The organism is Lysobacter spongiicola DSM 21749 (genome assembly GCF_900167055.1).
In the GTDB taxonomy this organism is placed as follows: Bacteria; Pseudomonadota; Gammaproteobacteria; order Xanthomonadales; family Xanthomonadaceae; genus Novilysobacter; species Novilysobacter spongiicola.
This window is the reverse complement of record NZ_FUXP01000008.1, coordinates 62,686-86,154: the sequence shown is the minus strand read 5'-3', so window position 1 is coordinate 86,154 and position 23,469 is coordinate 62,686. Positions and strand designations below refer to the sequence as shown.

Below are 23,469 nucleotides of genomic sequence, written 5' to 3'. Positions count from 1 at the left end.
GCCCTACACGTACTCCAGCCACCCGTGGCGGTCCGGCGTGCTGCCATCGAACAGACCGAAGAACAGCTCCTGCATCCGGCGGGTCACCGGCCCGGGCTTGCCCGCGCCCACCTGGCGGCCGTCGACAGACCGGATCGGCGTGATCTCGGCGGCAGTGCCGCACATGAAGAGCTCGTCGCACAGGTACAGATATTCGCGGGGCAGGTCGCGCTCCACCACGTCGATGCCGGCTTCCCGCGCTAGGGTGATGATCGTGTGCCGGGTGATGCCGTTGAGCAACGCGGCGCTGACCGGCGTCGTGTGCAGGGCACCGTCAAACACCAGGAACAGATTTTCGCCGGCCCCCTCCGACAGAAGCCCGGTGGAGGCCAGAGCGATGCCTTCGCCGAATCCGAGGCGACGGGCTTCCCGCGCGATCAGCTGGCCGGACAGGTAGTTTCCGCCCGCCTTGGCGCCGGACGGGATGGTGTTGGGCGCGCAGCGTTGCCAGCTGGAGACACAGGCGTCGATGCCGGTTTCAAGCACGCCCGGCCCCAAGTAGGGGCCCATGAACCAGCTCGCCACCGACATCTCCACGGGCGTATCGGCGGAGAGGCCGAAGCCGCCCAGGCCCCGGAACGCGAAGGGGCGCAGGTACGCCTGCGTCAGCCCGTTTCGGCGGATCACTTCCCGGCAGGCGGCGTTGATGACATCCAGCCCGTAAGGCATCTGCATGTCATAGATGCGCGCCGAGGCATACATGCGGGTGTTGTGGTCGATCAGGCGGAAGATCGCGGGTCCGGACGGGGTGTCGTAGCTGCGGATGCCCTCGAATACCGAAGAGCCGTAGTGCAGCGCATGCGCCATCACGTGGGTCGTTGCTTCTTCCCAGCGCTTGATGGCGCCGTTGTGCCAGATCCATTCGGGATACTGCATTCGTGCTTCATCCAGGCCGGGGAGCGTCCATTGTGCCTCGGCGCGCGGGGGGCCGGCGCTCAGCCGCGCAGCCAGACGCAGCCGAAGTGTTCGTGCAACTGGAACGAGGTTTCCGATGGGGTGATGCCGTCATCGGTAGTCTGGACGATCCGCAGTCCCACCGGGGGACGTCGGTCGAACCCGCCATGGGATGCGTACCGGGTGGCGCCGGCGGCCAGTGCCGCGGCATCGGAATCCTGATCGTCGCTGGGACCCGAGCGGGGAGCCGGCTCGTCCCCCAGCACGGCATGTCGCGCCAACGGTTGCGCCATGACCGGCACGACGTCCACCAGCGGGCGCCGCACCAGCCGTCCGAGCCGGTCCATCACGGCATTGGCGGACCGGCCCGACATGCCGGCCCAGTGGTAAACGCTCGCCAGGTGGTTGGCATCGCGCGCATCTATGGCCAAGGAAACTTCAAACATCAGGTCCTGCACGGTCCGGGCGCATCCGCTTCGGTGCAGGCGCGCACCGGTGCCACCCGTCGAGGTCGCGGCTGCGGTCGCGCCGACCGCGGCACATCGCTGATCGGTGAACACGGCGGTTCCGTCGCCGGCTTCGCACCTGCGCACCTCTGCCCCCGCGGGAGTGGCGAAGTGCGGAGTTGTCAGCAGTACAACCGCCAACGAGAGCGGGAGCAGGGGACGGGAGCGTGGCATCGGCATCGCCCAAGCCTACCGCTGCGTGAAGGTTGCGTGAAGCCCCGGGATCCCGCTGACCCCGCCGCGTCCTCGGCTAGAACTGCACGAAGTAGCAGCCCCGGTAGTGACGCACCGTCAGGTCCTGCATGCGGCTGCCCGCACCCTCGCCCAGCACCAGCTGCATGATCCCGGCCTGTGCGCCATCCGCCGGGCCTCCGGCCGACGCCATCACCGCGGCACCGCCGATGCGCGCGTCGAGGAAGTGGGCTTCCCACAGCGGCAGGTCGGAGAGGGTTTCGAGGCGTTCCATGATCGCGTGGGCGCGGTTGCTGTCCAAGCCCGCCCAGTGATAGCTCTCGGCGATCCTGTTGACATCCCCCAGCGACCAGGCGCCTTCCAGGTCCATCGCCAGTTGGGTGGTCGAGCGTGCGCAGCCGGCCGCGGCGGAACGTCGCGCCGAGCCGGGGACAGGTGCCCGCATCGCGCCGGCCATCCCCGGCTCGCCACCAGTGGAGATGCGGCGCACCAGGTCATTGGAAAGAGGCGTGCTCGAAGCGCCGAAAGCCGCGCAGGCCTTGTCGGTATAGATGGCCGTGCCATCAGGCGCCTCGCAGCGCTGGATACCGCCGCCCTGCGCATGTGCCGGAGCCGACAGGGGCGACGCGGTGGCAGCCAGCAGCGCGGCAGCGGCGCCTGGAAGCAGGGCGGACTTGTACATGACGGACACCGGGGGTGGGGGATGCGGGGATGGTCCGCCGCGGGCCGTCAACAACCTGTTTCCAAACGGCCCCGGGACTGAACCGCGCCGCAACCCGCGCTGAACTCACTCCAACCGGGAGAGGACGTTCAGTGTCGGTTTCGCCAGGTTCAAAGTGTAGAAGTGCAGGCCGGGTGCACCGCCCTGTACCAGCCGCTGGCACAGTTCCGCCACGACCTCCGCGCCGAATGCGCGCACGCTCTCCGCATCGTCGACGTACGACAGCATCCGCTGGGCCACCCATCGCGGGATTTCCGCGCCGCACATCTCGGAGAAGCGGCGGATCTGGCTGAAGTTCGAGATCGGCATGACGCCGGGAACGACGGGGATGTCGATGCCGGCCTTGCGCAGGTCGTCGACGAAGCGGAAATAGGCGTCCGCGTTGTAGAAGTACTGCGTGATCGCACCGTCCGCGCCAGCACGGACCTTGCGGATGAAATGCTCCAGGTCCATTCGCGCGTCCCGTGCCTGGGGGTGCGTTTCCGGGTACGCGGCCACTTCGATGTGGAAATGGTCGCCGGTTTCGGCGCGGATGAACTCCACCAGCTCGCTGGCATAGCGCAGGTCGCCGGGGCTGACCATGCCGGACGGCAGGTCCCCGCGGAGTGTGACCAGGCGTCGGGCACCGATCGCCCGGTACAGCTTGAGCAGCCCGCGGATCTCCTCTCGCGAGCCGCCCATACAGGTGATGTGGGGCGCGGCATCGAGTTCGAGCGTGCCGCGCAGGCGCTGGATGGTCTGCGGCGTATGGCTGAGCGTCGAGCCACCGGCACCGAAGGTGACACTGACGTATTCCGGAGCGCGTTCCCGCAGCCGGGTGGCGGTGCGGTCCAGCTGCGCGCGCTGGTCATCGGTCTTGGGCGGGTAGAACTCGAAACTGATCGGGATCATGGCGCGCGGCAGCAATGAAGGTGACCGCAATATATCGCTTCATCGGGATGGATGGAAATATACATCCAGAAGCCCCAGCTCTGGTCCCCCAAGGGGGCTCCCTTCGGGGCGTAGGAGCGGCTTCAGCCGCGATCGTGGAGTTGGTGCCCCTGACGAACTGCGGATCGCGGCTGAAGCCGCTCCTACACGAGGCCGGCAGTGCCATGCGCCATCGCCTCCCGATGCAACGCTGCAACAAAAAACGGGCGCCGAGGCGCCCGTTTTCGGTCGAGTGGGTCCACCCGGTCAGTAGCGGTAGTGATCCGGCTTGAACGGACCTTCCACGGCGACGCCGAGGTAGTCGGCCTGTTCCTGCGTCAGCGTGGTCAGCTTCACGCCGATCTTCTCCAGGTGCAGCCGCGCGACCTCTTCGTCGAGCTTCTTGGGCAACAGGTACACCTGCTTTCCGTAGCTGTCCTTGTTGGCCCACAGGTCGATCTGGGCCAGTGTCTGGTTGGCGAACGAGTTCGACATCACGAAGCTGGGGTGGCCGGTGGCGCAACCCAGGTTCACCAGCCGTCCCTCGGCGAGCAGGAAGATCGAGTTGCCGTTGGCGAAGGTGAACTTGTCGACCTGCGGCTTGATGTTGGTCCGCTCCACGCCCGACAGCTGGTACAGCGCATCGACCTGGATCTCGTTGTCGAAGTGGCCGATGTTGCAGACGATCGCCTGGTCCTTCATCTCCTGCATGTGCTGCACGGTGATGATGTCCTTGTTGCCGGTGGTGGTGACATAGATGTCGCCGCGGCCCAGGGTGCTCTCGATGGTGTTGACCTCGAAGCCCTCCATCGCGGCCTGCAGCGCGCAGATGGGATCGATCTCGGTGACCACCACGCGGGCGCCGTAGGCGCGCATGGAGGCGGCGCAGCCCTTGCCGACGTCGCCGTAACCACAGACCACGACGACCTTGCCGGCCAGCATCACGTCCATCGCGCGCTTGAGGCCGTCGGCCAGCGACTCGCGGCAGCCGTACAGGTTGTCGAACTTGGACTTGGTGACCGAGTCGTTGACGTTGATGGCGGGGATCAGCAGCTTGCCCTGCTCGGCCAGCTGGTAGAGGCGGTGCACGCCAGTGGTGGTCTCCTCGGAGACGCCCTTCCAGTCGCGCACGACCGTGGTCCAGAAGCCGCGGCGCTCGGCGTGCACGCGCTTGAGCAGGTTCTTGATCACCTGCTCCTCGTGGCTGCCAGAGGGGCTGTTGACCCAGGCCTCGTCACCCTGCTCCAGCTCGTAGCCCTTGTGGATCAACAGGGTCACGTCGCCGCCGTCGTCGACCACCAGCTGCGGGCCGAGATAGCCGCCCTTGCCGTCGGGGAAGCTCAGCGCCTCCAGCGTGCAGTCCCAGTACTCCTCCAGCGTCTCGCCCTTCCAGGCGAACACCGGGGTGCCGGTGGCAGCGATGGCCGCGGCGGCGTGGTCCTGGGTCGAGAAGATGTTGCAGGAGGCCCAGCGCACGTCGCCGCCGATGTCCTTCAGCGTCTCGATCAGCACCGCGGTCTGGATGGTCATGTGCAGCGAGCCGGTCACGCGAACGCCCTTGAGCGGCGCATCGGACGCGTACTTGCGGCGGATCGACATCAGCCCCGGCATCTCGTGCTCGGCGATGTCGATTTCCTTGCGGCCGTAGTCGGCCAGCGAGATGTCGGCGATCTTGTAGTCGCCGTCCATGGAAAATGTCTTGGCTACAGCATTCATCTTCAAAGCTCCGGTCATGTGCCCGCCATCATCGGGGGCGGTGGAAACAACCGGGCGCCGTTGTACGTGAAGCCGCGCCGAGCCTGGCCGCACTTGATCATGGCGGTCGCAGCGCCCCTCGGCGAAGCGGGATATTGTAACCGGCGGCCCGCGCCACGCCTGAACCGCCAACGCGCTTTTGCCGATGCCGGCGACTCGCGCCATCCCCGACTTTCGTCACTGCATGGCAGGGGCGGCCCGTGGGAGGGTGGACAGCGCCGGAGCGGCCGGCACTCGACCTGTCCCGAGGGAACCGAATGAACCAGATGTTCCGGCGCGCCTGCGCCACCGCCATCGTCGCCGCGATGCTGCCCTTGCAGCTCGCCGCGCAGCCTGCCGTTCCGCTGGAGGACGCATCCGGCTACCACCTGCCGGTCCCCGCATTGCAGGCGCTGGTGGATGCACCGCGGCCGCCGCAGGTATCGCTGAGCCCGCGCCGTGACACCCTCGCGATGGTGCAGACCCCGTCGCTTCCCGGCATCGAGGTGGTCGCACAACCGGAGTTGCGGCTGGCGGGCCTGCGCATCCACCCGCAGACCTGGTCGCGCAGCGCGTTCTCGTTCGGCAGCAATCTGTGGCTGCAGGACATCGCCAATGGGCGGGAGCGCCGGATCCAGGGGCTGCCGGCGAACCTCGCGCTGGCGTCGATGAACTGGTCGCCGGACCAGCGCTACATCGCCTTCAGCCACGTCGACAACGCCGCCGGGGAGGTCCAGTTGTGGCTGGTCGACGTGCAGGCGGCGACTGCGCGGCGTTTGACCGACATGCCGCTCAATGCGGTCGCCGGTGATGGATTCACCTGGATGCCCGACAGCCGCAGCCTGCTGGTGACACTGCGTCCGGAGGGCGCAGCGGCGATGGAGGCGGCGGGCGTTCCCACCGGTCCGAACATCCAGCAGACCGGCGGCGGCGCCGTCCAGCAGATCCGCACCTACCAGGACCTACTCGGCAGCGAAGCCGACGCCAGGGTGTTCGAGCACTACCTGCGTTCACAACTGGCGATGGTGAGCGTCCAAGGCAGCGTGCGGACCTTCGGGTCGCCGGGCCTGCACGTCGGTGCCTCGCCGGCACCGGACGGGAAGCACCTGCTGGTCCAGACGCTGGAAAGGCCCTTCTCCTACCTGGTGCCGTTCTATCGCTTCCCGCGCCGGATCGAAGTCGTCGACACCAGCGGCCGCCCGGTCCACGAGCTCGCGCGGTTGCCGCTGGTCGAGGGCCTGCCGGTCGGCAACGACTCGGTCCCCACCGGCGTGCGCTCGGTGACGTGGCGGAGCGATGCACCCGCCACGCTGGTATGGGCGGAGGCGCAGGACGGCGGTGATCCCTCGGTCGAAACCGAGGTGCGCGACCGCGTGTTCGCACTCGCCGCGCCGTTCAAGGATGAGCCGGTGGTGCTGGCCGACCTCTCGATGCGCTACCGCGGCGCCACCTGGGGCAACGGCGACCTGGCGCTGATCGACGAGCGGTGGTGGAAGGATCGCGGCACGCGGACCTGGCGCATCGCCCCTGATCGCCCCGGCGAAGGCCAGCAGATCGTGTTCGACCGCTCCTACGAGGACCGCTACAGCGACCCGGGCCAGCCGGTCACGGCGCTGGATGCCAACGGCCGATCCCGGTTGATCTTCACCCCTGACGGCGAGGGCATCTATCTGGACGGAGCCGGCGCTTCACCGGAGGGCGATCGTCCGTTCCTGGACCGGTACGACCTCGCTAGCGGCGAAGCCACCCGCCTGTTCCAGTCGCAGGCGCCGACCTACGAATCGGTCCGCGCAATGCTGGATGACGAAGGGCGGCGACTGCTGACCACGCGGGAAAGCCCGACCGAGGTGCCGAACTTCCATGTGCGCGACCTCGCCGCCGGGGGAGATTCGGCGGTCCGTGCATTGACGTCCTTCGAGCACCCCACGCCACAGCTGCGCGACGTGACCAAGGAGCAGATCCGCTACACCCGTGCGGACGGTGTCGAGCTCACCGCCGACCTCTACCTGCCTGCCGGCTATGATCGCGAGCGCGACGGGCCGCTGCCGATGCTGATGTGGGCCTATCCGCGCGAGTTCAAATCCGCCGATGCCGCCAGCCAGGTCATCGGCTCGCCGCACCGGTTCAACGCGATCAGCTATTGGGGACCGCTCGGGTTCCTCGCCCGTGGCTACGCGGTACTCGACGGGCCGAGCATGCCCATCGTCGGCGAGGGCGATGCAGAACCCAACGACACCTATATCGAGCAGCTCGTTGCCAGTGCCGAGGCGGCGGTCGAAGAGGTGGTGCGTCGCGGCGTCGCCGACCGGCACCGGATCGCGATCGGCGGGCATTCGTATGGTGCATTCATGACGGCCAACCTGCTGGCCCACAGCGACCTGTTCCGCGCGGGCATCGCGCGCAGCGGTGCCTACAACCGCACCCTGACGCCGTTCGGCTTCCAGGCGGAGGAGCGCAATTACTGGGATGCCACCGGCACCTACCTGGCGATGTCGCCGTTCAACCATGCCGGCCGCATCAACGAGCCGATGCTGATGATCCACGGCGAGGAGGACAACAACTCCGGTACCTATCCCATGCAGAGCGAGCGCATGTACGCGGCGATGAAGGGGCTGGGCGGGACGGCGCGGCTGGTGATGCTGCCCAGGGAGTCGCATGGCTACCGCGCCCGCGAATCGGTCCTGCACATGCTGGCCGAGGAGGATGCCTGGCTGGACACGCACGTGAAGAATGCGCCGCCGGTGGAGCGATAGCAGGCACGGGGTCAAACAAAAAAAGGGCCGCAATCGCGGCCCTTTTTCTTCGGGGTGGAGCGGGGCAGGTTCGGAGCTGCCGGGTTCCCCGTTTACAGCTTGGCGGCCTTGCGCAGCTCGTCCGCGCGATCGACCTTCTCCCAGGAGAAAGCCGTGGCCTGGTGCGACACGCCGGCGGAATCGGTGTAGCTGATCTCCTTCGGCTTGCGCCCGAAGTGCCCGTACGCCGCGGTGGCCTGGTACACCGGATGGATCAGGTCGAGCATCTTGACGATGCCGTACGGGCGCAGGTCGAAGTGCTTGCGGATCAGCTTCTCGATCTTTTCATCCGGCAGCCGGCCGGTGCCGAAGGTGGTGACGGACACGGAGGTCGGCTCGGCCACGCCGATGGCGTAGCTGAGCTGCACTTCGCACTTGTCGGCCAGGCCGGCGGCCACGACATTCTTGGCCACGTACCGCGCGGCGTAGGCGGCCGAGCGGTCGACCTTGGACGGGTCCTTGCCCGAGAACGCACCACCACCATGGCGGGCCATGCCGCCGTAGGTGTCGACGATGATCTTGCGACCGGTGAGGCCGCAGTCGCCCACGGGTCCACCGACCACGAAGATGCCGGTCGGGTTGATGTGCACCTTGTTCTTGGGCAGCGAATCCAGCCAGCCCTTGGGCAGCACCGGGCGCAGGATGTGCTCGCGCACCGCCTCGACCAGGTCCTTCTGCTTCACGCCCGGATCGTGCTGGGTCGACAGGACGACGGCGTCGATGCCGACGATGCGGTTGTCGCTGTCGTAGCGCAGGGTGACCTGCGACTTCGCATCGGGGCGCAGCCAGGGCAGGGGCGAATTCTTCTTCTTGCGGATCTTCGCCTGCTGCTCGACCAGCCGGTGGCTGTAGTAGATGGGCGCAGGCATGAACTCCGGCGCCTCGTTGCAGGCGTAGCCGAACATCAGGCCCTGGTCGCCGGCGCCTTGCTCCTCCGGCTTCTTCTGCTTCTTCAGGCTGCCATCGACGCCGGCGGCGATGTCGAGCGACTGCTTGCCGATCATGTTGATGATCGCGCAGGTATGGCCGTCGAAGCCGACGTCTGAACGGTTGTAGCCGATGTCGTTGATCACCCGGCGGGCGAGATCCTCGATATCGACCCACGCGTTGGTGGTGATCTCACCGGCGACGATGGCCGCACCGGTCTTCACCATGGTCTCGCAGGCGACCCGCGCCCGCTTGTCCTGGGCCAGGATCGCGTCCAGGACGGCATCGGAGATCTGGTCGGCGATCTTGTCGGGGTGGCCTTCGGAAACGGATTCGGAGGTGAAGAGATAGCTGGACATCGAGGCTATATCCTTGCATTCGGATAAAAGGATGGGCACGCATGATACAGCAACGTGCAGGCCGGATTGTGCAGCCGCCAGGGTGTGTTCACGGTCAAGACGTTTTCCGGGACAAGCAGCACATGCCGACGTGGTGGCGGCGCGGGTAGCATGCGCCGATGGATTCCCTGTCCCAGATACTGCTTGGAGGCGCCGTAGCCGCCGCCATCGCGCCCGCCGGCCATCGACGCGCCGCCTTGCTCGCCGGGGCGGCGTTGGGGACGCTGCCCGACCTCGACGTCATCCCCATCAGCCTGTTGACCGACGACCCGATCGACCGCATGACCTGGCACCGGGGCGTCAGCCATTCGCTGCTGGTGCTGCCGTTCCTTGCGTGGGCGATCTGGGCGTGGTGCCGCAGCCGCGGCAAGCGGGTCGCCGAGTCCCCCGCGCGCTGGTTCTGGGCGATCCAGCTCGCCCTGCTCACACACCCCCTGCTGGACGCCTTCACCGTCTACGGCACCCAGCTGCTGTGGCCGTTTTCGGCCAAGCCCGTGATGTGGTCGAGCGTCTTCATCATCGATCCGCTCTACACGGTCTGGCTGTTGCTGGGTTGCGTCGCCGCCTGGTTGGCGCGCGAGCGGCGCTGGGGCAGGCAGGCACTACTGGCGGGGCTGGCGGCGAGCACCCTCTACCTGGGGGCTTCGCAGCTGGCGAAGTTCCAGGTGGAGCGGGAGGCGGAGCGCTCCCTGGCCGCGTTGAACCTGCAGGACGCACCGAGGTTCTCCGTCCCCATGCCGTTCAACATCCTGCTGTGGCGGGTGGTGGCGATGACGCCGGAGGGCTTCGTCGAGGGCGAGCGCTCGCTGGTGGCCGACGAGGGGCCGATGCGGTTCCGTGAATATCCCTCCGACGTGCAGGCCCTCGGCGAGGTCTTCGACTATCCGGCGGTGCGGCGCCTGCGCTGGTTCAACCGCGGCTTCATGAAAGCCGAACGCCGCGATGGACTGCTGGTGCTGAGCGACCTCAGGATGGGCGCGGAGCCGGACTATTCGTTCCGCTTCGTGGTGGCCGAGCACGATGGCTCGGCCTGGCGGGAAGTGGCCCCGACCCAGATGGAGTGGCCGTGGGAGGCCAGCGACCGGTTGGCGGCGATGTGGCGGCGGATCTGGACGCCGGAGCCCGCGCGCCCGACCGCTCAGGCAGCGGCCGACAGCGCCGGCGGTTCGCCCGCGATCAACGCGTCGAAGTAGCGGCGCGTCAGCAGCATCTGTTCACCGGCCGATTCCGCGCGGTTCACCACGGCGCGGAAGGCGCCGTTTTCCGGCCGGTCCTTCGCGTACCAGCCCAGGTGCTTGCGCGCGATGCGGACGCCGGATTCTTCCCCGTAGAACGCGTGCAGGCCCGCCAGGTGCCCGAGCAGGATGTCGCGCACTTCTTCCAGCGGCGGTTCGGGCAGGAGCTCCCCGGTGGAGAGGTAGTGGGCGATCTCCCGGAAGATCCAGGGCCGGCCCTGCGCGGCGCGGCCGACGAGGATGGCATCGCAGCCGGTGTACTGCAGGACCGCCGCCGCCTTCTGCGGGGAATCGATATCGCCATTGGCCATCACCGGGATCGACAGGGCCGCCTTGACCTCGGCGATGGTGTCGTATTCCGCCACGCCCTTGTACTGCTGGTCGCGCGTGCGGCCATGCACCGCCAATGCCGCGATCCCGCAGCCTTCGGCGATACGGGCGATCTCCAGCGCGTTGCGGTGGCCCTCTGCCCAGCCGGTGCGGATCTTGAGCGTGACCGGCACGTCGACCGCGGCCACCACGGCCTCGAGGATCCGGGCCACCAGCGCGGGCTCCCGCATCAGGGCCGAGCCGGCCCACGCATTGCAGACCTTCTTCGCCGGGCAACCCATGTTGATGTCGATGATCTGGGCACCCAGCGTGACGTTGTGCCGCGCCGCCTCCGCCATCACCGATGGCACGGTGCCGGCGATCTGCACGCTGATCGGAGCGGGCTCACCGGCGTGGTCCATGCGGTGGCGCGACTTGGCGGTATTCCAGAAGCGCGGATCCGAGGTGGTCATCTCCGATACGCAGAGCCCGGCGCCCAGGCGCTTGCAGAGCACCCGGAACGGCTTGTCGGTGACGCCCGCCATCGGGGCGAGCACCACGCGCGGTTCGATGGTGTGGGGGCCGATGCGCATGGCGGCATTCTACGGAAGCCGGGGGCGCCCCGCCGGGGCTGGTCATCGCTTGCCGCGACGACGCCTCCAGAACAGGAATCCGGTCACCAGCAGGAATGCCGGCAGCAGGCCTGCACCGGCTGTGGCCCATTTGTAGGCGGCGCCGCCGACCGATCCCACGTGCAGCGGATAGATCGCCTCGGTCATCCGGGCGCCCGGCTTTTGGGCGGTCGCGTCGTGTGCCGTCAGCAGTCGGGTGCCGGCGCGATCGACGTAGACCAGGCTGCGGCCGTTGGGATGCCACTCGCCATCGTTGCGCGCGCGGAAAGCGACGACGTCGCTGCCTGGCGCGGGTGCACTGGTGCGGGTCAGGCGGCCGCCAGGCAGTGCGGTGCCGGCGAGATCCAGGACCCGGGGCCAATCGACCGGGGCATCGGCGCTGGCCATGCGCTGCGGGGCGGCCGGGGGCCCGTCGCCGCCGAAGGCGCCGGTGAGCGCTGCACGGAAGCCGGCGTGGTAGATCATCCCGACCCCGGTCAGCGTCGCCAGCAGCAGGAGCGGCAGCAACAGGACACCGCTGCTGCGGTGCCACGTCAGCCAGCGTCGAACCGGGGGTCCGCGATGCATCTTCAGTTGCGTGAGCATCCGCCCGGCCTTCGGCCACCACAGGTACAACCCGGTCAGGAGCAGCCCGACCGCGATCCAGCCGACCACTCCGAGCACTTCCTCGCCGAGCGCACCGCCCAGCAGTTCGACGTGGAATTCGTGCAGCCACATCAGCCAGTCGTTGTCGGCGCTGCGCATCAGGAGCAGTTCGCCGCTCGCCGGATCGAAGTAGCCGCGGCGCCCGTCGCCGAAATAGCCCTGCCAGGTAGGGACGCCGCCTGGCTCGGGCAGGTGCAGGCTGCCGAGGCCCTCGGGCGTCCAGCGCCGCAGGATGCCGGCCAGCACGTCGCCATCGGCCCGGGCTTCGTGGCCGCCCAGTTCAGGGTGCTGCCATTGCAGCAGGTCGTCATGGAACACCAGCACGCTGCCCGACAGGCCCACCAGCGAGAACACCGTCCCGGCCACGAGCCCCACCCAGAGGTGCAGCCAGGACAGCGCGGCGCGCAAGCCGCGTCGTCGCGACGTGGCCTTCACCCGGCTTTCGAATCCGGGGGTGACAGGCCCGGCCGGGAGACTGGCGCGCGTTTCCATCGGCCTTGCCTAGAACCGGTGCGACCAGCTCGCGCTGAACACCCGGCCACGACCGGCGAAGTAATCCTCGTCGCTCGGTCGGACCTGCGAGCTGTAGTGGATGTATTGCCGGTCGAACAGGTTTTCGATGCCGAGCGCCAGGGTGCCCACCGGCAGGCCGACGGTGGCCTGCAGATCGAAGGTGGTATAGCCCTTGAAGCGGCTGTCGACCACGCCGCGCGTTTTGAACTCGCGGTCGTCCGAATGGCTGGCCTGCACGCGGGTGGAGAGGTTCGGCAGCCACTGGTGTTGCCAGTAGGCGGTCGCGCGGTCGGGAGAGATGTTCGCGCCGGGCAGGTCGCTGTCCAGGATGCCGTCGGCATTGCTGTCGTAGCGTCCGTCAGCCTCGGCGTAGGCGACGCCCAGCCTCGCGGCCTCGTTGAGCTGGAAGCCGAGGCTGCCCTCGAAACCCTCGATCTCGGTGGCCTCGCGCTTGACCTCGTAGCTGCCGGTGGCAGTGTTGAACGCCAGCCGCGAACCGAAGTCGGAATCGGACCGGTAAGCGGCCAGGTGGACCAGCCAGCGGCCGTCGTCGTAGTCGAGGCCGATCTCGCGGTTGTCGGCGATCACCGGAGTCAGCGACACCAGCGTTTCGACACGCTGTCCCGGCTCGTCGACCGCGCGCAGTACCCGGCCGATATCGGCAACGCTGTAGCCCTCTGCGTAGGAGGCGTAGAACTTGAGCGCGCTCCCCGCCTCCCAGACGACCCCCAGGTTCGGCAAGGTTTCGCTGAATTCGGGGCTGCCGCCTTCGACGAACTGGGTGCCGTACTGCGGCAGGGTCACGAAGTCATCGACGTCGAGCTTGGCGCGCTCGTGCCGCACGCCACCGGTAACCAGCACCGGCCCGAGGCGATACTCGGCCTGCACCAGCGGCGAGACGCTCTGGTAGGTGGTCGGCGGTACCCAGCCCAGGCCGCTGGCGAGCTGGCGCTGCTCGGTGGTGTCCCGGATCAGGTCCAGGCCCAGGGTCAGCCGCAGCGGAAGGTCGGCGATCCAGCCACGGGACCAGGTGAACTTGCCGCCGAGCTTCTCGGCATTGATCTGCGACTGGTCGTACCAGATCTCGTCGCTGCCGGTATTGAAGAAGTCGACATAGGCGTTGCTGCCGTATCTGCCTTCGAAGCGGGTCCAGAACAGTTGGCCCTGGAACTGGCCGCCCGCGAGGTCGTTGTCGCGGTAATCGAGGCTTGCCGAACTCGACTCGTTCTGCGGTGGCTCCAGCGGCTGGTCGCCGGGGGTCGCGCTGGCCGGGATGCCCAGCCGGTAGTCGCCGTCGACCACCGCGTAGTGGCCTTCGCCTTCGAGGCGATAGTGGTTGGCGCTCAGCTGGAGCCGGCGCTGGTCGTCGATCGCCCAGCCGGCCTTGGCGAACATGTTGCGGCTGTTGGCGTCCATCAGGTCGCCCTGGACCGGCTCGGGCGCGATCGAGTTGCCCTCGGCGTCGTAGTACAGGCCTTCCTGCGCGTAGGACAGACCGCCGACGAAGTCCCACGCCCCGGCGTTGCTCCCGAACAGGTAGGAGCCGCGGTAGCCGGTGCCGTCTTCTTCGCCCGGCATCGCGGTGCTGGCGCCGAGGATGACCTCGTGGAAGGTTTCGCCCTGCTTGCGGGGGGCGCGCTTGGTGATGATGTTGATGATGCCGCCCGAGGCGCCGATACCCTGCAGCGCGTTCGCACCGTGGATCACTTCGATCCGCTCGATCATCGCGGGGTCGATGGTGTGGGCGTCGCGCGCACCGTCACGCAACGGGGTCGACTGCGGCACGCCGTCGACCATGTACAGCGACTGGCGACCGCGTACCGATTCGCCCGAACTGGTCATCTTCTGACGGGGCGGAGAGAACGCCGGGATCAGGTTGGCAAGCACCTGCGACAGGTCCTGGGTAACCGCCAGTTGCTGTTGGAGCTCCACCTGGTCGATCACCGTGATGGTGTTCGGCAAGGCCGCCTCGGAGTTCGGGATCCGACTGGTGCTTTCGGACACCACCACCCTGTCGAGGTCCGTGGCCTGCTGTGCGTGCAGGGCGGAGCTGAAGAGGACAGCGGTCAGGGCAACGGCTGGAACGTGGCGGTGCATGGGAATTCCGTCGATCGGGGACGGCGCATGTTAATGCGAATCAATCTCACTTCATAGGCCGCAGCTGCATGCGCCGCGGCTGCACCAGTCCCATCGGAAGGATCGGAAGACGAGGCGCCGCAGGGCTTCAGTCGGCGAGTTCTTCGCGCCGGGGCATGGCTTCCGCGGCGCCCGGCTTTTCCGTCGCCTTCCCGGCGTAGCGGGACGCGAATTCGAGATGATCGGAAAAGCGGGCTCCGCCCGCGGCAATCGACGCGGCGAGGGCGCCGCTGAATGCATCGCCGGCGCCGGTGGTGTCGATGGCTTGTGCCGGGAATGCGGGGACGCGGCGGAACGGCAGGTCGTCGCCGTGCCGGCCGGGATCGGCATGGGATGCGAAGCAGCCCGCCGCCCCCAGGGTGATCACCACGGTGCCGTGCGGCAGGAGCCGGCGGCACAGTGCGTGGAGGCGATCGTCGTCCAAGCCTGCGAGGCCGTCGGCCTCTACGTGTTCGCCGCAGTGGCGCGCGAGCTGTGCGCAGAATTCCGATTCATTGGGGGTGATCAGGTCGCACCGGGCCAGCAGGGACGCCGGCACCAGTGCATCGGCGGGCGCCGGGTTGAGCATCGCCAGCGCCCCTGCAGCGTTCGCCGCGGTGAAACCGGCCGCGACCGCATCCAGCGGCGATTCCATCTGCGCCAGGACGACACCGGCCGTCGAGAGCGCATCCGTCTGCGCCTGGATGTGTCGTGGCGACAAGTGTGCGTTGGCGCCGGGGCCGATCACGATGCTGTTGAGCCCGCCATGGTCCACATAGATCCCGGCCGTGCCGGTCGGGGCGTCGACGGTCTCGGCGCGCAGGTCGATGCCATCTCCCGTCGCCAGGCTGCGGGCCAGCGTGCCGCCCGCATCACTCCCCAGCGCGCAGATGAAGGTGGTCGCCGCGCCGGCACGTGCCGCTGCCGTGGCCTGGTTGAAGCCCTTGCCGCCGGGGCCGGTGCGGTAGGTCCCGGAGCGGGTCTCGCCAGGACGCGGCAACTCCGGCAGCGACCACACATGGTCGATGTTGAACGAACCGATGACGACGACGCCCATGCGCAATCTCCGCGATCAGGCGCCGAAGGAGGTGAGCACGCCGGCAATGGTCGCGGTCATCAGGGTCGCGATGGTCCCGCCGAGGACGGCGCGAAGTCCAAAACGTGCCAGGTCCTGCCGGCGATCGGGCGCGAGACCGCCGATGCCGCCGATCTGGATCGCGATCGAGCTGAAGTTGGCGAAGCCGCACAGGGCATAGGTCGCGATCAGGCGGCCCTGGTCGGTGAGGGTGACGCCCGGGGCATTGCCGTTCACGATTTCCGCGAGGTGCAGGTAGGCGACGAACTCGTTGAGCACGATCTTCTCGCCGATCAGCCCGCCGATGGTGTTCGCATCCTGCCAGGGCACGCCGATCAGCCAGGCCACCGGCGACAGCACGTAGCCCAGCAGCGTCGCCATGTCCGTCGGCTTGCCCAGCAGTGCCGACAGCCCGGTGACCTCGCCGATCCAGGTCAGCGGCCAGTTGATCAGCGCGATCAGTGCGATGAAGGCCAGCAGCATCGCGCCGATGTTCAGCGCCAGCTTCAGGCCATCGCCCGCGCCCGCCGCGGCGGCATCGATGACGTTGCTGGTGGTCTTCTCGACCTCCATCTTGATGGTGCCGCGGGTCAACGGCGTGCCGGTTTCCGGAACCAGGAGCTTGGCCACCACCATGGTCGCAGGCGCCGCCATGATCGATGCCGCGAGCAGGTGCTTGGCGTAGAACGCCTGCTGCACCGGATCGCCGCCGCCGAGCATCCCGACGTACGCGGCCAGTACGCCGCCGGCGATGTGGGCCATGCCGCCGATCATCATCGTGATCAGCTCGGACTCGGTCATCTTGCTGATATACGGCGGACGGTCAGCGGCGCCTCGGTCTGCCCGATGAAGACGCTGGCGGACACGCTGGTGGTCTCGGCGCCGGAGACGCGCATCACCTTCATGATCGCCCAGGCCATGGCGCGCACGACCAGCTGCATGACGCCCAGGTGGTAGAGCACGCCCATCAACGCGGCGAAGAAGATGATGGTCGGCAGCACCTGGAACGCGAAGATGAACCCGTAGGTCTCCACGTTCATCAGGCCGCCGAATATGAACTCCGACCCGGCATTGACGAACGACAACAGGCGCACGAAGCCGTTGCCCAGCGCGTCGAACACGTCGCGGCCGCCCGGAACGAGCAGCACCACCGCGGCGAAACCTATCTGCAGCGCGATGCCGGTGATGACGAGGCGCCAGTCGACGGCCTTCTTGTGGTTGGAGAACAGCCACGCGATGCCGATGAGCACCGACAAGCCAAACAGGCCGAAGGCGACCCGTGCCAGACCATCCATCTACTATCCCCTTCGGCGCCAGCCGTGCGACCGCGCAGCGTATGGCAGGCCGGCGCGTCCGGCAACTTCCCGCGCATTCAGCCAAGTCAGCCTTCGCGGGCGATGACCTTGTTCCCACCTTCCTGCTTGGCGGTGCGCAGGCGCTGGTCGGCGCGGCGGAGCAGGTGCGACAGGTCGTGGCCGTCGTGCGGGCTGGCCGCCACGCCGGCACTGAAGGTCAGCCGCATCGGTTCGGGATGCCCCCGCTCGGGATCGAACGGGCGTTGCTCGAGCAGCCGCCTCATCGCATCCACGCGCTCCCAGGCTGTGCCCAGAGGCTGCGGCATCACCAGCGCGAATTCCTCGCCGCCCAGCCGCACCAGCCACTCGCCCGGCTCGAGCATGGCCCGCAGCACCGCCACCACGTGCAGCAATGCGCGGTCGCCGGCATGTTCGCCAGCGTCCTCGTTGATGCGGCGGAAATGGTCGACGTCGAGCAGGGCCACGCTCACGCTGCCGCCGTCGCGGCCCGTCGCCTCGAGCAGGCGTGGCATGCCGTGCATCAACCAGGTGCGGTTCGGGAGCCGGGTCAGTCCGTCGGTGCCGGACAGTTCGACCACCCTCTGCATGCGGTAGACCACCATCAGGGTCACCGCCGTCACCATTGCCAGCAGCACCAGCCGCTGGGCCTGGGTCGCGACGTTTACCGAGCCGTAATCGCTGGAGATCAGTTGCTCGGGTGAGTCCACCGTCATGAAAACCGCGGCGACCAATACCCCGTACTCCACCAACGCGAGTGCACCGGCGAGCAGGGTCGTGCGGCCGTCGCTGCGCAGCGAAGTGAGCACGATGGCGACGAGGTAGAAGGCCCACACCACCATGCTGTTGAGCCCCGCCGGCAGGTGGTGGGAGGCGAGCAGTGCGAGGACGAGGGTGGTGGTGGTGACATCGAAGGCGGCGGTCGCGAACGGCAACCAGCGATGGCGCCGGGGCCGGTGCGCCAGGTACAGCCAGACCTGCGAGAACACATTGACGAGGATGGCGCCGGCCAGGCCGCTGAGGGTTTCGCGGGTGGACCCGCCACCGATGGCGTTGAACAGCGGGAGCAGCAGGAGCAGCGCGGCGAGGATCGCGCGCAGGCGAGCGACCAGCAGCTCGCCGCCGGCGCCCATTTCCAGCAGGATCTCGTCCGGCCGGGAGGTCACTGCACCCAGGACCTCGCCGATGCTGCGGTTGCTCATGGTCTCCCGCTCCCCGTCCCCAGGGGCGGAGGATAGCGCGGAGCCGGAGGTCGGCGCGCCCGCGGCCGCGCGCGCGGTCAGGCGAGCCCGCGCCAGGCCACCCAGGCGCCGAGCGTGGCGAATACCGCGGCGGCCACGTATCGCGCGAGGTGCAATGGCAGCCGGTCCGCGAAACGTGCGCCGAGAAGGACGACCGGGACGTTCGCCAGCATCATGCCGGCGGTGGTGCCCGCCACCACCTCCCAGAAGGGCGCGTACTTGGCGGACAGCAGCACCGTAGCGACCTGGGTCTTGTCACCGATCTCGGCAAGGAAGAAGGCGATGGCCGTGGCCACGAAGGCGCCGCGAGCGGGCAACCTGCCGGTATCGTCGAGCGTGTCGGGCTTCAACGCCCAGGTCGCGACTGCCAGGAAACTCGCCGCCACGATCCATCGCATGGTTTCCGGGTGCAGCCATTGGGCCGCAAGTGCGCCCACCCACGCGGCGAGCGCGTGGTTGAGCAGCGTCGCCACCAGGATGCCGGCCATGATCGGCCAGGGCTTGCGGAACCGCGCGGCCAGGAGCAGGGCGAGCAGCTGGGTCTTGTCTCCGATCTCGGCGACCGCCACGGTACCGGTCGACAGCAACAGGGCCTGCAGGGGAAGTTCGTCCATCAACGGTCCGGGGCCGGGCAAGGCGCGAAGGCAGCAGACGTCGCGCGGCCCGGCCCCGCGACCGGCACGGCATCGCCGCCCGGCGCCAGGGTCATTCGCGCTACGCCTGCCTTCGGTCTTGCTTCGGACCGCTCTGGTCCGCCGTACGCCATGGCCGGTGGGGCCAAGCATGTTGACGCACGGCCCGCATCGCCAGGCGACGCGGGTGGCTACTCCCCGGAGGAGGAACCGCTCCATTGTAGCGCAGCGGCGGCCGGGGCCGACGCGCCTGCATCGACTGCATGGCGGCTTACACTGCTTGCGTCCCCGTCAATGGAGCGATCCATGCAGTACCGTCGCCTTGGTTCGTCCGGCCTTCAGTTGTCCGCGCTGTCGTTCGGCGCATGGGTCACTTTCGCCAGCCAGGTGGGACGGTCGGTCGCACGCGATCTGATCGCCACGGCCTGGGACAACGGCATCAACTTCTTCGACAACGCCGAGGGCTACGCCAACGGCCAGGCGGAAAGCATGATGGGTGACGTGATCGCCGACCTGCGCCTGCCGCGCGATGGCTACTGCGTGTCCAGCAAGGTCTTCTTCGGCTCCGCCAGCGACCCGCGTCCGACCCAGAAAGGGCTCTCGCGCAAGCACGTCACCGATGCCTGCCATGGCGCGCTGCAGCGACTCCGGGTCGACTATCTCGATCTCTACTACTGTCATCGCCCCGACCCCGATACACCCATCGAGGAAACGGTGTGGGCGATGGACGCCCTGGTCCGACAGGGCAAGGTGCTGTACTGGGGCACGTCGGAGTGGTCGGCGACGCAGATCAGGGAGGCGCACAGGATTGCCCGCCACCATCACCTGCACCCACCGACGATGGAGCAGCCGCAGTACAACCTGCTGCATCGGGAGCGGGTCGAGCTGGAGTACGCGCCGCTGTATGCCGAGTTCGGGCTGGGTACCACCACGTGGTCGCCGTTGTCCTCGGGGTTGCTCACGGGCAAGTACAACGACGGCATTCCCGAGCAGACGCGTCTGGGACACGAAGGCCACGGCTGGCTGAAGCGCATGGTGCTGGGGGACGCGGAAGCACAACGGCTGGAGAGGGTGCGGCGCTTCACCGCCACCGCCGGGCGCCTGGGCGTTGCGCCCGCGCCACTGGCCATCGCATGGTGCCTGCGGAACCCGCACGTCTCGAGCGTCATCCTGGGTGCCAGCCATCCGGAGCAACTGCTCCAGAACCTGAAGGCAGTGGAGCTGTCCGACGGGCTGGATGATGCGGCATGGCAGCAGGTGAGGGCGGCGGTCGGCTAAGTCAGCGTGGTTGCATAGGTAATGAGAATCATTATCATCAACTCTCCCTTCGAGAGAGGCTCGCGAACATGTCCGCCCAGATGATGACGTCCGCACCGCTCACCCTCCGCCGCCCGCTTTCCGGCCGACCTGCCCCGACCTCGCCGGACCGCACGCCCATGGTCCTCCCGCTGGACAGCGACGCCCTGCTGCGTGGGTGCCGGGAGGTGCTGATCCGGCACGGAGGCGAGACCTACCGCCTGCGGCACACCCGCAACGACAAGCTGATCCTGACCAAGTAGCCGGGTTGCGCGCATGATGCCGCGGCTGCGGTCCAGCGACGGGCCGAACAACACGCGCCGCGTCCCTCTGGGATAATGGCCGGCCAACTCCTTCCGGGCCGACCCTGATGACGCAGAAGACCATCCTCAACGAAAGCCACCGCGCCCTGGGCGCGAAGATGGTCGACTTCGGCGGCTGGGACATGCCGATCCACTACGGATCGCAGATCGACGAGCACCACATGGTGCGGAAGGATGCCGGCATGTTCGACGTCAGCCACATGACCGTCGTCGACCTGCGCGGCGGGCGGGTGCGCGAATTCCTGCGCAGGCTCGTCGCCAACTCGGTCGACAAGCTCTCCAAGCCCGGCAAGGCGCTCTACACCTGCATGCTCAACCCGCGTGGCGGCGTGATCGATGACCTGATCGTCTACTTCATGGACGAGACCTTCTTCCGGCTGGTGGTCAATGCCGCTACCCGCGAGAAGGACCTCGCCTGGATCCGCGAGCAGGCCCTGCCGTTCGAGGTGGAGGTCACCGAGCGCGACGACTTCGGGATGATCGCGGTGCAAGGGCCGACGGCGCGGGAGAAGGTGGTCTCCCTGCTGCGCGAGGAGGATCGCGAGCGCATCGGCAAGCTGGGCAGGTTCGCGGCTCGCACCGCCTCTTTGCCAAACGGCACCGAAGTCTTCATCGCACGTACCGGCTACACCGGCGAGGACGGCTTCGAGATTGTCGTGCCCCGGGGTGCCACGGTCCCGCTCTGGGATGCGCTGCTGGAAGCCGGCGTTGGGCCGGCCGGCCTGGGCGCCCGCGACACCCTGCGCCTGGAAGCAGGACTGAACCTCTATGGCCAGGACATGGACGAGGAGGTGTCGCCGTATGAAGCCGCGCTGGGATGGACCGTCGCTCTCGACGAAGGGCGCGGGTTCATCGGCCGGGACGTGATCGAACAGCAGAAGGCAGCGGGCGCACCGCGGCAGATGATCGGGCTGGTGATGGATGAGCGCGGCGTCCTCCGCCATGGGCAGAAGGTGCTGACCGAACACGGCGAGGGCGAAATCCTCTCGGGGACCTTTTCGCCCACCCTTGGCAAGGCGATCGCGCTGGCCCGCGTTCCGGCCGGAGAGCTCGCGCTCGGGCAGGCAGGCGTTGCAAGGGTCGACATCCGTGGCCGGGAAGTGCCGGTGCGCGTGGTCAGGTTCCCGTTCGTGCGCGAAGGCCAGGTGCAGCCGGGCGTACTGGAATGACCCTTCCCCACGCTCGACCGGGGCAGGCCCGGCGTGGTTACACTAATGCCCCTTCCAGCCACCCACCCCGTAGCAGCGGAGCACCCCATGAGTGAGATTCCCGGCGACCTGAAGTTCATGAAGTCCCACGAGTGGGCCCGCGTCGAAGGCGACGGCAAGGTGACGGTCGGCATTTCCGACCACGCCCAGGGCCTGCTGGGCGACCTCGTCTATGTCGAGCTGCCCAACGTCGGCGACCACGTCGATGCCGGCAATGCCTGCGCGGTGGTCGAGTCGGTGAAGGCGGCTTCCGACATCTACGCACCGGTCAGCGGCACCGTTGTCGCCATCAACGATGCGCTCGGCGACAAGCCGGAGACGATCAACGAGGATGCGTTTGGCGAGGGCTGGATCTTCGTGATCGAAGCCGAGGACGCTTCGCAGCTCAACGACCTGCTCGACCCCGACGCCTATGCCGAGTTGCTCGAGGAAGACGACCACTGAGTTCGCAGCGCCGCGCACGGCCGCATCCGTATCGCGGATCGCGAACCCGGTGAAGAAATCCGCGCCCCATGGCGCGGATTTTTTTTGTTCGGGGGCTGCGCATATCGGCGCAAAACCAGTTTGTGCAACGCGAAAAGCGGCAAAGGCCAAACACCTGCCATCCAGGATGACGTGGCTAAATTTTAGCCATCCGGTATGGGTCGCCGGAAACGCTGCCGTTCGTTGCTGGATCCAACACAGGCATGACGCTGCATGCCGCAGCCCGCGCCCGGCTTGGCTTTGCGGGATGGCTTCAGAAAACCATCGGGTCCATATCGCAGGCGAGTTCGCGTATCGGCAGCAGTACATGCGTTGCTCGATGTCGGGACGACCGGTGATCAGGCATCGCATGCAGCTTCGGTAATTGTTGACACCTGTAAAAACCGTGATTAGGTTTCGCCCAGCAGACGTTTCCAACGGAAGCGAGTGAGCAGAGCCAACGCGACAACGTGCCGTACACGCCAAACCTTCGCACTTGCAGTCGACAAGGTGGAGGTGGCCTCCCCGTCACTGGCGGAGTACCCCACGCGATCGCAGAACAACCCGATGCATGCAACCCGGTTCGCAAACGGCGGATCGGGTTTTTGTTTGTCCGCGGTAGCGGTTCGACATGACGGCGCGTCGGGTTTCCACCCATCCGTTCTGGAGCGTCTTGCTCCGGCGGCTGGTCGCGGGGTCGCCCCCCGCGACGCACTTGGTACTGGGCTGTACACCCCGATAGACCACTGACGAGGAGCCATCACATGGCCACTAAGAAAGCTGCGAAAAAGAAGCCTGCCGCGAAGAAGGCGACCAAGAAGGTTGCCGCCAAGAAGCCGGCAGCCAAGAAGGTCGCCAAGAAGTCCGCGGCCAAGAAGCCCGCCGCCAAGAAGGCAGTGAAGAAGCCGGCCGCCAAGAAGGCGGTGAAGAAGTCCGCGACCAAGAAGACCGCGAAGAAGGCGACGGCCAAGAAGTCGGCCGCCAAGAAGTCCGCCAGCAAGAAGTCCGCCAGCAAGAAGACGGCGACCCGGAAGACCGCGAAGAAGGCAACTGCCAAGAAGCCGGCAGCCAAGAAGGCCGCAAAGAAGACTGCGAAGAAGGCGACGGCCAAGAAGGCCACCGCCCGCAAGTCAGCTGCCAAGAAGTCGACGGCGCGCAAGCCTGCCGCCAAGAAGACCGCCAAGAAGGCGGCGGTGAAGAAGCCGGCAGCCAAGAAGGCCGCAAGCAAGAAGCCGGCCGCGAAGAAGGCATCGCGCCGTTCGGCCAAGAAGCAGGCGGCTCCGACTGCGATGCCGGCAACCCCGGCGCCGATGATCTAGGCCGCGCTACCCGATACCGCAACACGCAAGCAGCTCCCT

The 23,469-nt window shown here is 67.6% G+C and carries 19 protein-coding genes, 1 pseudogene and 1 riboswitch; of the genes and pseudogenes, 7 read left to right on the top strand and 13 right to left on the bottom strand.

Annotated features, from left to right (window positions below):
- Positions 1-3: 3 nt before the first annotated feature.
- From B5D37_RS10585 to ahcY, 5 genes are all read right to left on the bottom strand, one after another.
- Positions 4-915, bottom strand: a complete 912-nt coding sequence (locus B5D37_RS10585; protein ID WP_078758702.1) for a branched-chain amino acid transaminase — start codon at positions 913-915, stop codon at positions 4-6.
- Positions 916-974: 59 nt separating this feature from the next.
- Positions 975-1,379, bottom strand: a complete 405-nt coding sequence (locus B5D37_RS10580; RefSeq protein ID WP_143814263.1) for a hypothetical protein — start codon at positions 1,377-1,379, stop codon at positions 975-977.
- Positions 1,380-1,689: 310 nt separating this feature from the next.
- Complete coding sequence (locus B5D37_RS10575; protein ID WP_078758700.1) at positions 1,690-2,313, bottom strand: hypothetical protein; 624 nt, start codon at positions 2,311-2,313, stop codon at positions 1,690-1,692.
- A gap of 105 nt (positions 2,314-2,418) precedes the next feature.
- Positions 2,419-3,243 (bottom strand): methylenetetrahydrofolate reductase [NAD(P)H], encoded by an 825-nt coding sequence (gene metF, locus B5D37_RS10570; RefSeq protein ID WP_078758699.1) that lies wholly within the window; start codon positions 3,241-3,243, stop codon positions 2,419-2,421.
- A gap of 285 nt (positions 3,244-3,528) precedes the next feature.
- Positions 3,529-4,977 (bottom strand): adenosylhomocysteinase, encoded by a 1,449-nt coding sequence (gene ahcY / locus B5D37_RS10565; RefSeq protein ID WP_078758732.1) that lies wholly within the window; start codon positions 4,975-4,977, stop codon positions 3,529-3,531.
- A 45-nt stretch (positions 4,978-5,022) separates the two neighbouring features.
- Positions 5,023-5,103: riboswitch (S-adenosyl-L-homocysteine riboswitch) on the bottom strand.
- Positions 5,104-5,273: 170 nt separating this feature from the next.
- Here ahcY and B5D37_RS10560 point away from each other — a divergent pair.
- Positions 5,274-7,748, top strand: coding sequence for a S9 family peptidase (locus B5D37_RS10560; protein WP_078758698.1), 2,475 nt, complete (start codon positions 5,274-5,276; stop codon positions 7,746-7,748).
- A gap of 92 nt (positions 7,749-7,840) precedes the next feature.
- Here B5D37_RS10560 and metK read toward each other — a convergent pair whose 3' ends face one another.
- A complete protein-coding gene (metK, locus tag B5D37_RS10555; RefSeq protein WP_078758697.1) occupies positions 7,841-9,073 on the bottom strand; it encodes a methionine adenosyltransferase in 1,233 nt (410 codons plus the stop codon).
- A gap of 158 nt (positions 9,074-9,231) precedes the next feature.
- Here metK and B5D37_RS10550 point away from each other — a divergent pair, with 158 nt between their 5' ends.
- Entirely contained in the window at positions 9,232-10,305 is a 1,074-nt protein-coding gene (locus B5D37_RS10550) for a metal-dependent hydrolase (protein WP_078758696.1), read from the top strand.
- Here B5D37_RS10550 and dusB read toward each other — a convergent pair.
- The 7 genes and pseudogenes from dusB to B5D37_RS10515 all read right to left on the bottom strand — a co-directional run bounded on the left by dusB (position 10,251) and on the right by B5D37_RS10515 (position 18,804).
- Positions 10,251-11,249 carry a tRNA dihydrouridine synthase DusB gene (gene dusB / locus B5D37_RS10545; RefSeq protein WP_078758695.1) on the bottom strand — a complete coding sequence of 333 codons (999 nt, stop codon included), beginning with the start codon at positions 11,247-11,249 and terminating at the stop codon, positions 10,251-10,253. The two genes, B5D37_RS10550 and dusB, sit on opposite strands and share 55 nt — an antisense overlap.
- A gap of 42 nt (positions 11,250-11,291) precedes the next feature.
- Positions 11,292-12,425: a PepSY-associated TM helix domain-containing protein gene (locus tag B5D37_RS10540; protein WP_078758694.1), complete on the bottom strand. Its 1,134-nt coding sequence runs from the start codon at positions 12,423-12,425 to the stop codon at positions 11,292-11,294.
- Between the two features lie 9 nt (positions 12,426-12,434).
- On the bottom strand, positions 12,435-14,543 hold the full coding sequence (locus tag B5D37_RS10535) for a TonB-dependent receptor (protein WP_078758693.1): 2,109 nt from the start codon (positions 14,541-14,543) through the stop codon (positions 12,435-12,437).
- A gap of 127 nt (positions 14,544-14,670) precedes the next feature.
- Positions 14,671-15,624, bottom strand: coding sequence for a ribokinase (locus B5D37_RS10530; RefSeq protein ID WP_200809231.1), 954 nt, complete (start codon positions 15,622-15,624; stop codon positions 14,671-14,673).
- Positions 15,625-15,633: 9 nt separating this feature from the next.
- A pseudogene (locus B5D37_RS10525) lies at positions 15,634-16,931 on the bottom strand (NupC/NupG family nucleoside CNT transporter).
- A gap of 86 nt (positions 16,932-17,017) precedes the next feature.
- Entirely contained in the window at positions 17,018-18,151 is a 1,134-nt protein-coding gene (locus tag B5D37_RS10520; RefSeq protein WP_078758691.1) for a GGDEF domain-containing protein, read from the bottom strand.
- A gap of 77 nt (positions 18,152-18,228) precedes the next feature.
- A complete protein-coding gene (locus B5D37_RS10515; RefSeq protein ID WP_234987819.1) occupies positions 18,229-18,804 on the bottom strand; it encodes a TMEM165/GDT1 family protein in 576 nt (191 codons plus the stop codon).
- A 324-nt stretch (positions 18,805-19,128) separates the two neighbouring features.
- Between B5D37_RS10515 and B5D37_RS10510 the strand changes: the two genes are divergently transcribed.
- From B5D37_RS10510 to B5D37_RS10490, 5 genes are all read left to right on the top strand, one after another.
- The gene (locus B5D37_RS10510) at positions 19,129-20,100 is read left to right on the top strand and encodes a potassium channel beta subunit family protein (RefSeq protein WP_078758730.1); all 972 of its coding nucleotides are present in this window, start codon (positions 19,129-19,131) and stop codon (positions 20,098-20,100) included.
- 83 nt (positions 20,101-20,183) lie between these two features.
- Positions 20,184-20,381, top strand: a complete 198-nt coding sequence (locus B5D37_RS10505) for a hemin uptake protein HemP (RefSeq protein ID WP_078758729.1) — start codon at positions 20,184-20,186, stop codon at positions 20,379-20,381.
- Between the two features lie 107 nt (positions 20,382-20,488).
- Positions 20,489-21,610 (top strand): glycine cleavage system aminomethyltransferase GcvT, encoded by a 1,122-nt coding sequence (gene gcvT, locus B5D37_RS10500; protein ID WP_078758690.1) that lies wholly within the window; start codon positions 20,489-20,491, stop codon positions 21,608-21,610.
- Between the two features lie 87 nt (positions 21,611-21,697).
- Positions 21,698-22,093 (top strand): glycine cleavage system protein GcvH, encoded by a 396-nt coding sequence (gcvH, locus tag B5D37_RS10495; protein ID WP_078758689.1) that lies wholly within the window; start codon positions 21,698-21,700, stop codon positions 22,091-22,093.
- Between the two features lie 782 nt (positions 22,094-22,875).
- A complete protein-coding gene (locus B5D37_RS10490) occupies positions 22,876-23,430 on the top strand; it encodes a histone H1-like repetitive region-containing protein (RefSeq protein ID WP_078758688.1) in 555 nt (184 codons plus the stop codon).
- The last annotated feature ends 39 nt before the right edge of the window (positions 23,431-23,469 follow it).

Excerpts from the sequence above, each read along its gene's own strand:
- B5D37_RS10585 (WP_078758702.1), bottom strand. The coding sequence starts at position 915 with ATGCAGTATCCCGAATGGATCTGGCACAACGGCGCCATCAAGCGCTGG.
- B5D37_RS10580 (WP_143814263.1), bottom strand. The coding sequence starts at position 1,379 with ATGTTTGAAGTTTCCTTGGCCATAGATGCGCGCGATGCCAACCACCTG.
- B5D37_RS10575 (WP_078758700.1), bottom strand. The coding sequence starts at position 2,313 with ATGTACAAGTCCGCCCTGCTTCCAGGCGCCGCTGCCGCGCTGCTGGCT.
- metF (WP_078758699.1), bottom strand. The coding sequence starts at position 3,243 with ATGATCCCGATCAGTTTCGAGTTCTACCCGCCCAAGACCGATGACCAG.
- ahcY (WP_078758732.1), bottom strand. The coding sequence starts at position 4,977 with ATGAATGCTGTAGCCAAGACATTTTCCATGGACGGCGACTACAAGATC.
- B5D37_RS10560 (WP_078758698.1), top strand. The coding sequence starts at position 5,274 with ATGAACCAGATGTTCCGGCGCGCCTGCGCCACCGCCATCGTCGCCGCG.
- metK (WP_078758697.1), bottom strand. The coding sequence starts at position 9,073 with ATGTCCAGCTATCTCTTCACCTCCGAATCCGTTTCCGAAGGCCACCCC.
- B5D37_RS10550 (WP_078758696.1), top strand. The coding sequence starts at position 9,232 with ATGGATTCCCTGTCCCAGATACTGCTTGGAGGCGCCGTAGCCGCCGCC.
- dusB (WP_078758695.1), bottom strand. The coding sequence starts at position 11,249 with ATGCGCATCGGCCCCCACACCATCGAACCGCGCGTGGTGCTCGCCCCG.
- B5D37_RS10540 (WP_078758694.1), bottom strand. The coding sequence starts at position 12,425 with ATGGAAACGCGCGCCAGTCTCCCGGCCGGGCCTGTCACCCCCGGATTC.
- B5D37_RS10535 (WP_078758693.1), bottom strand. The coding sequence starts at position 14,543 with ATGCACCGCCACGTTCCAGCCGTTGCCCTGACCGCTGTCCTCTTCAGC.
- B5D37_RS10520 (WP_078758691.1), bottom strand. The coding sequence starts at position 18,151 with ATGAGCAACCGCAGCATCGGCGAGGTCCTGGGTGCAGTGACCTCCCGG.
- B5D37_RS10515 (WP_234987819.1), bottom strand. The coding sequence starts at position 18,804 with ATGGACGAACTTCCCCTGCAGGCCCTGTTGCTGTCGACCGGTACCGTG.
- B5D37_RS10510 (WP_078758730.1), top strand. The coding sequence starts at position 19,129 with ATGCAGTACCGTCGCCTTGGTTCGTCCGGCCTTCAGTTGTCCGCGCTG.
- B5D37_RS10505 (WP_078758729.1), top strand. The coding sequence starts at position 20,184 with ATGACGTCCGCACCGCTCACCCTCCGCCGCCCGCTTTCCGGCCGACCT.
- gcvT (WP_078758690.1), top strand. The coding sequence starts at position 20,489 with ATGACGCAGAAGACCATCCTCAACGAAAGCCACCGCGCCCTGGGCGCG.
- gcvH (WP_078758689.1), top strand. The coding sequence starts at position 21,698 with ATGAGTGAGATTCCCGGCGACCTGAAGTTCATGAAGTCCCACGAGTGG.
- B5D37_RS10490 (WP_078758688.1), top strand. The coding sequence starts at position 22,876 with ATGGCCACTAAGAAAGCTGCGAAAAAGAAGCCTGCCGCGAAGAAGGCG.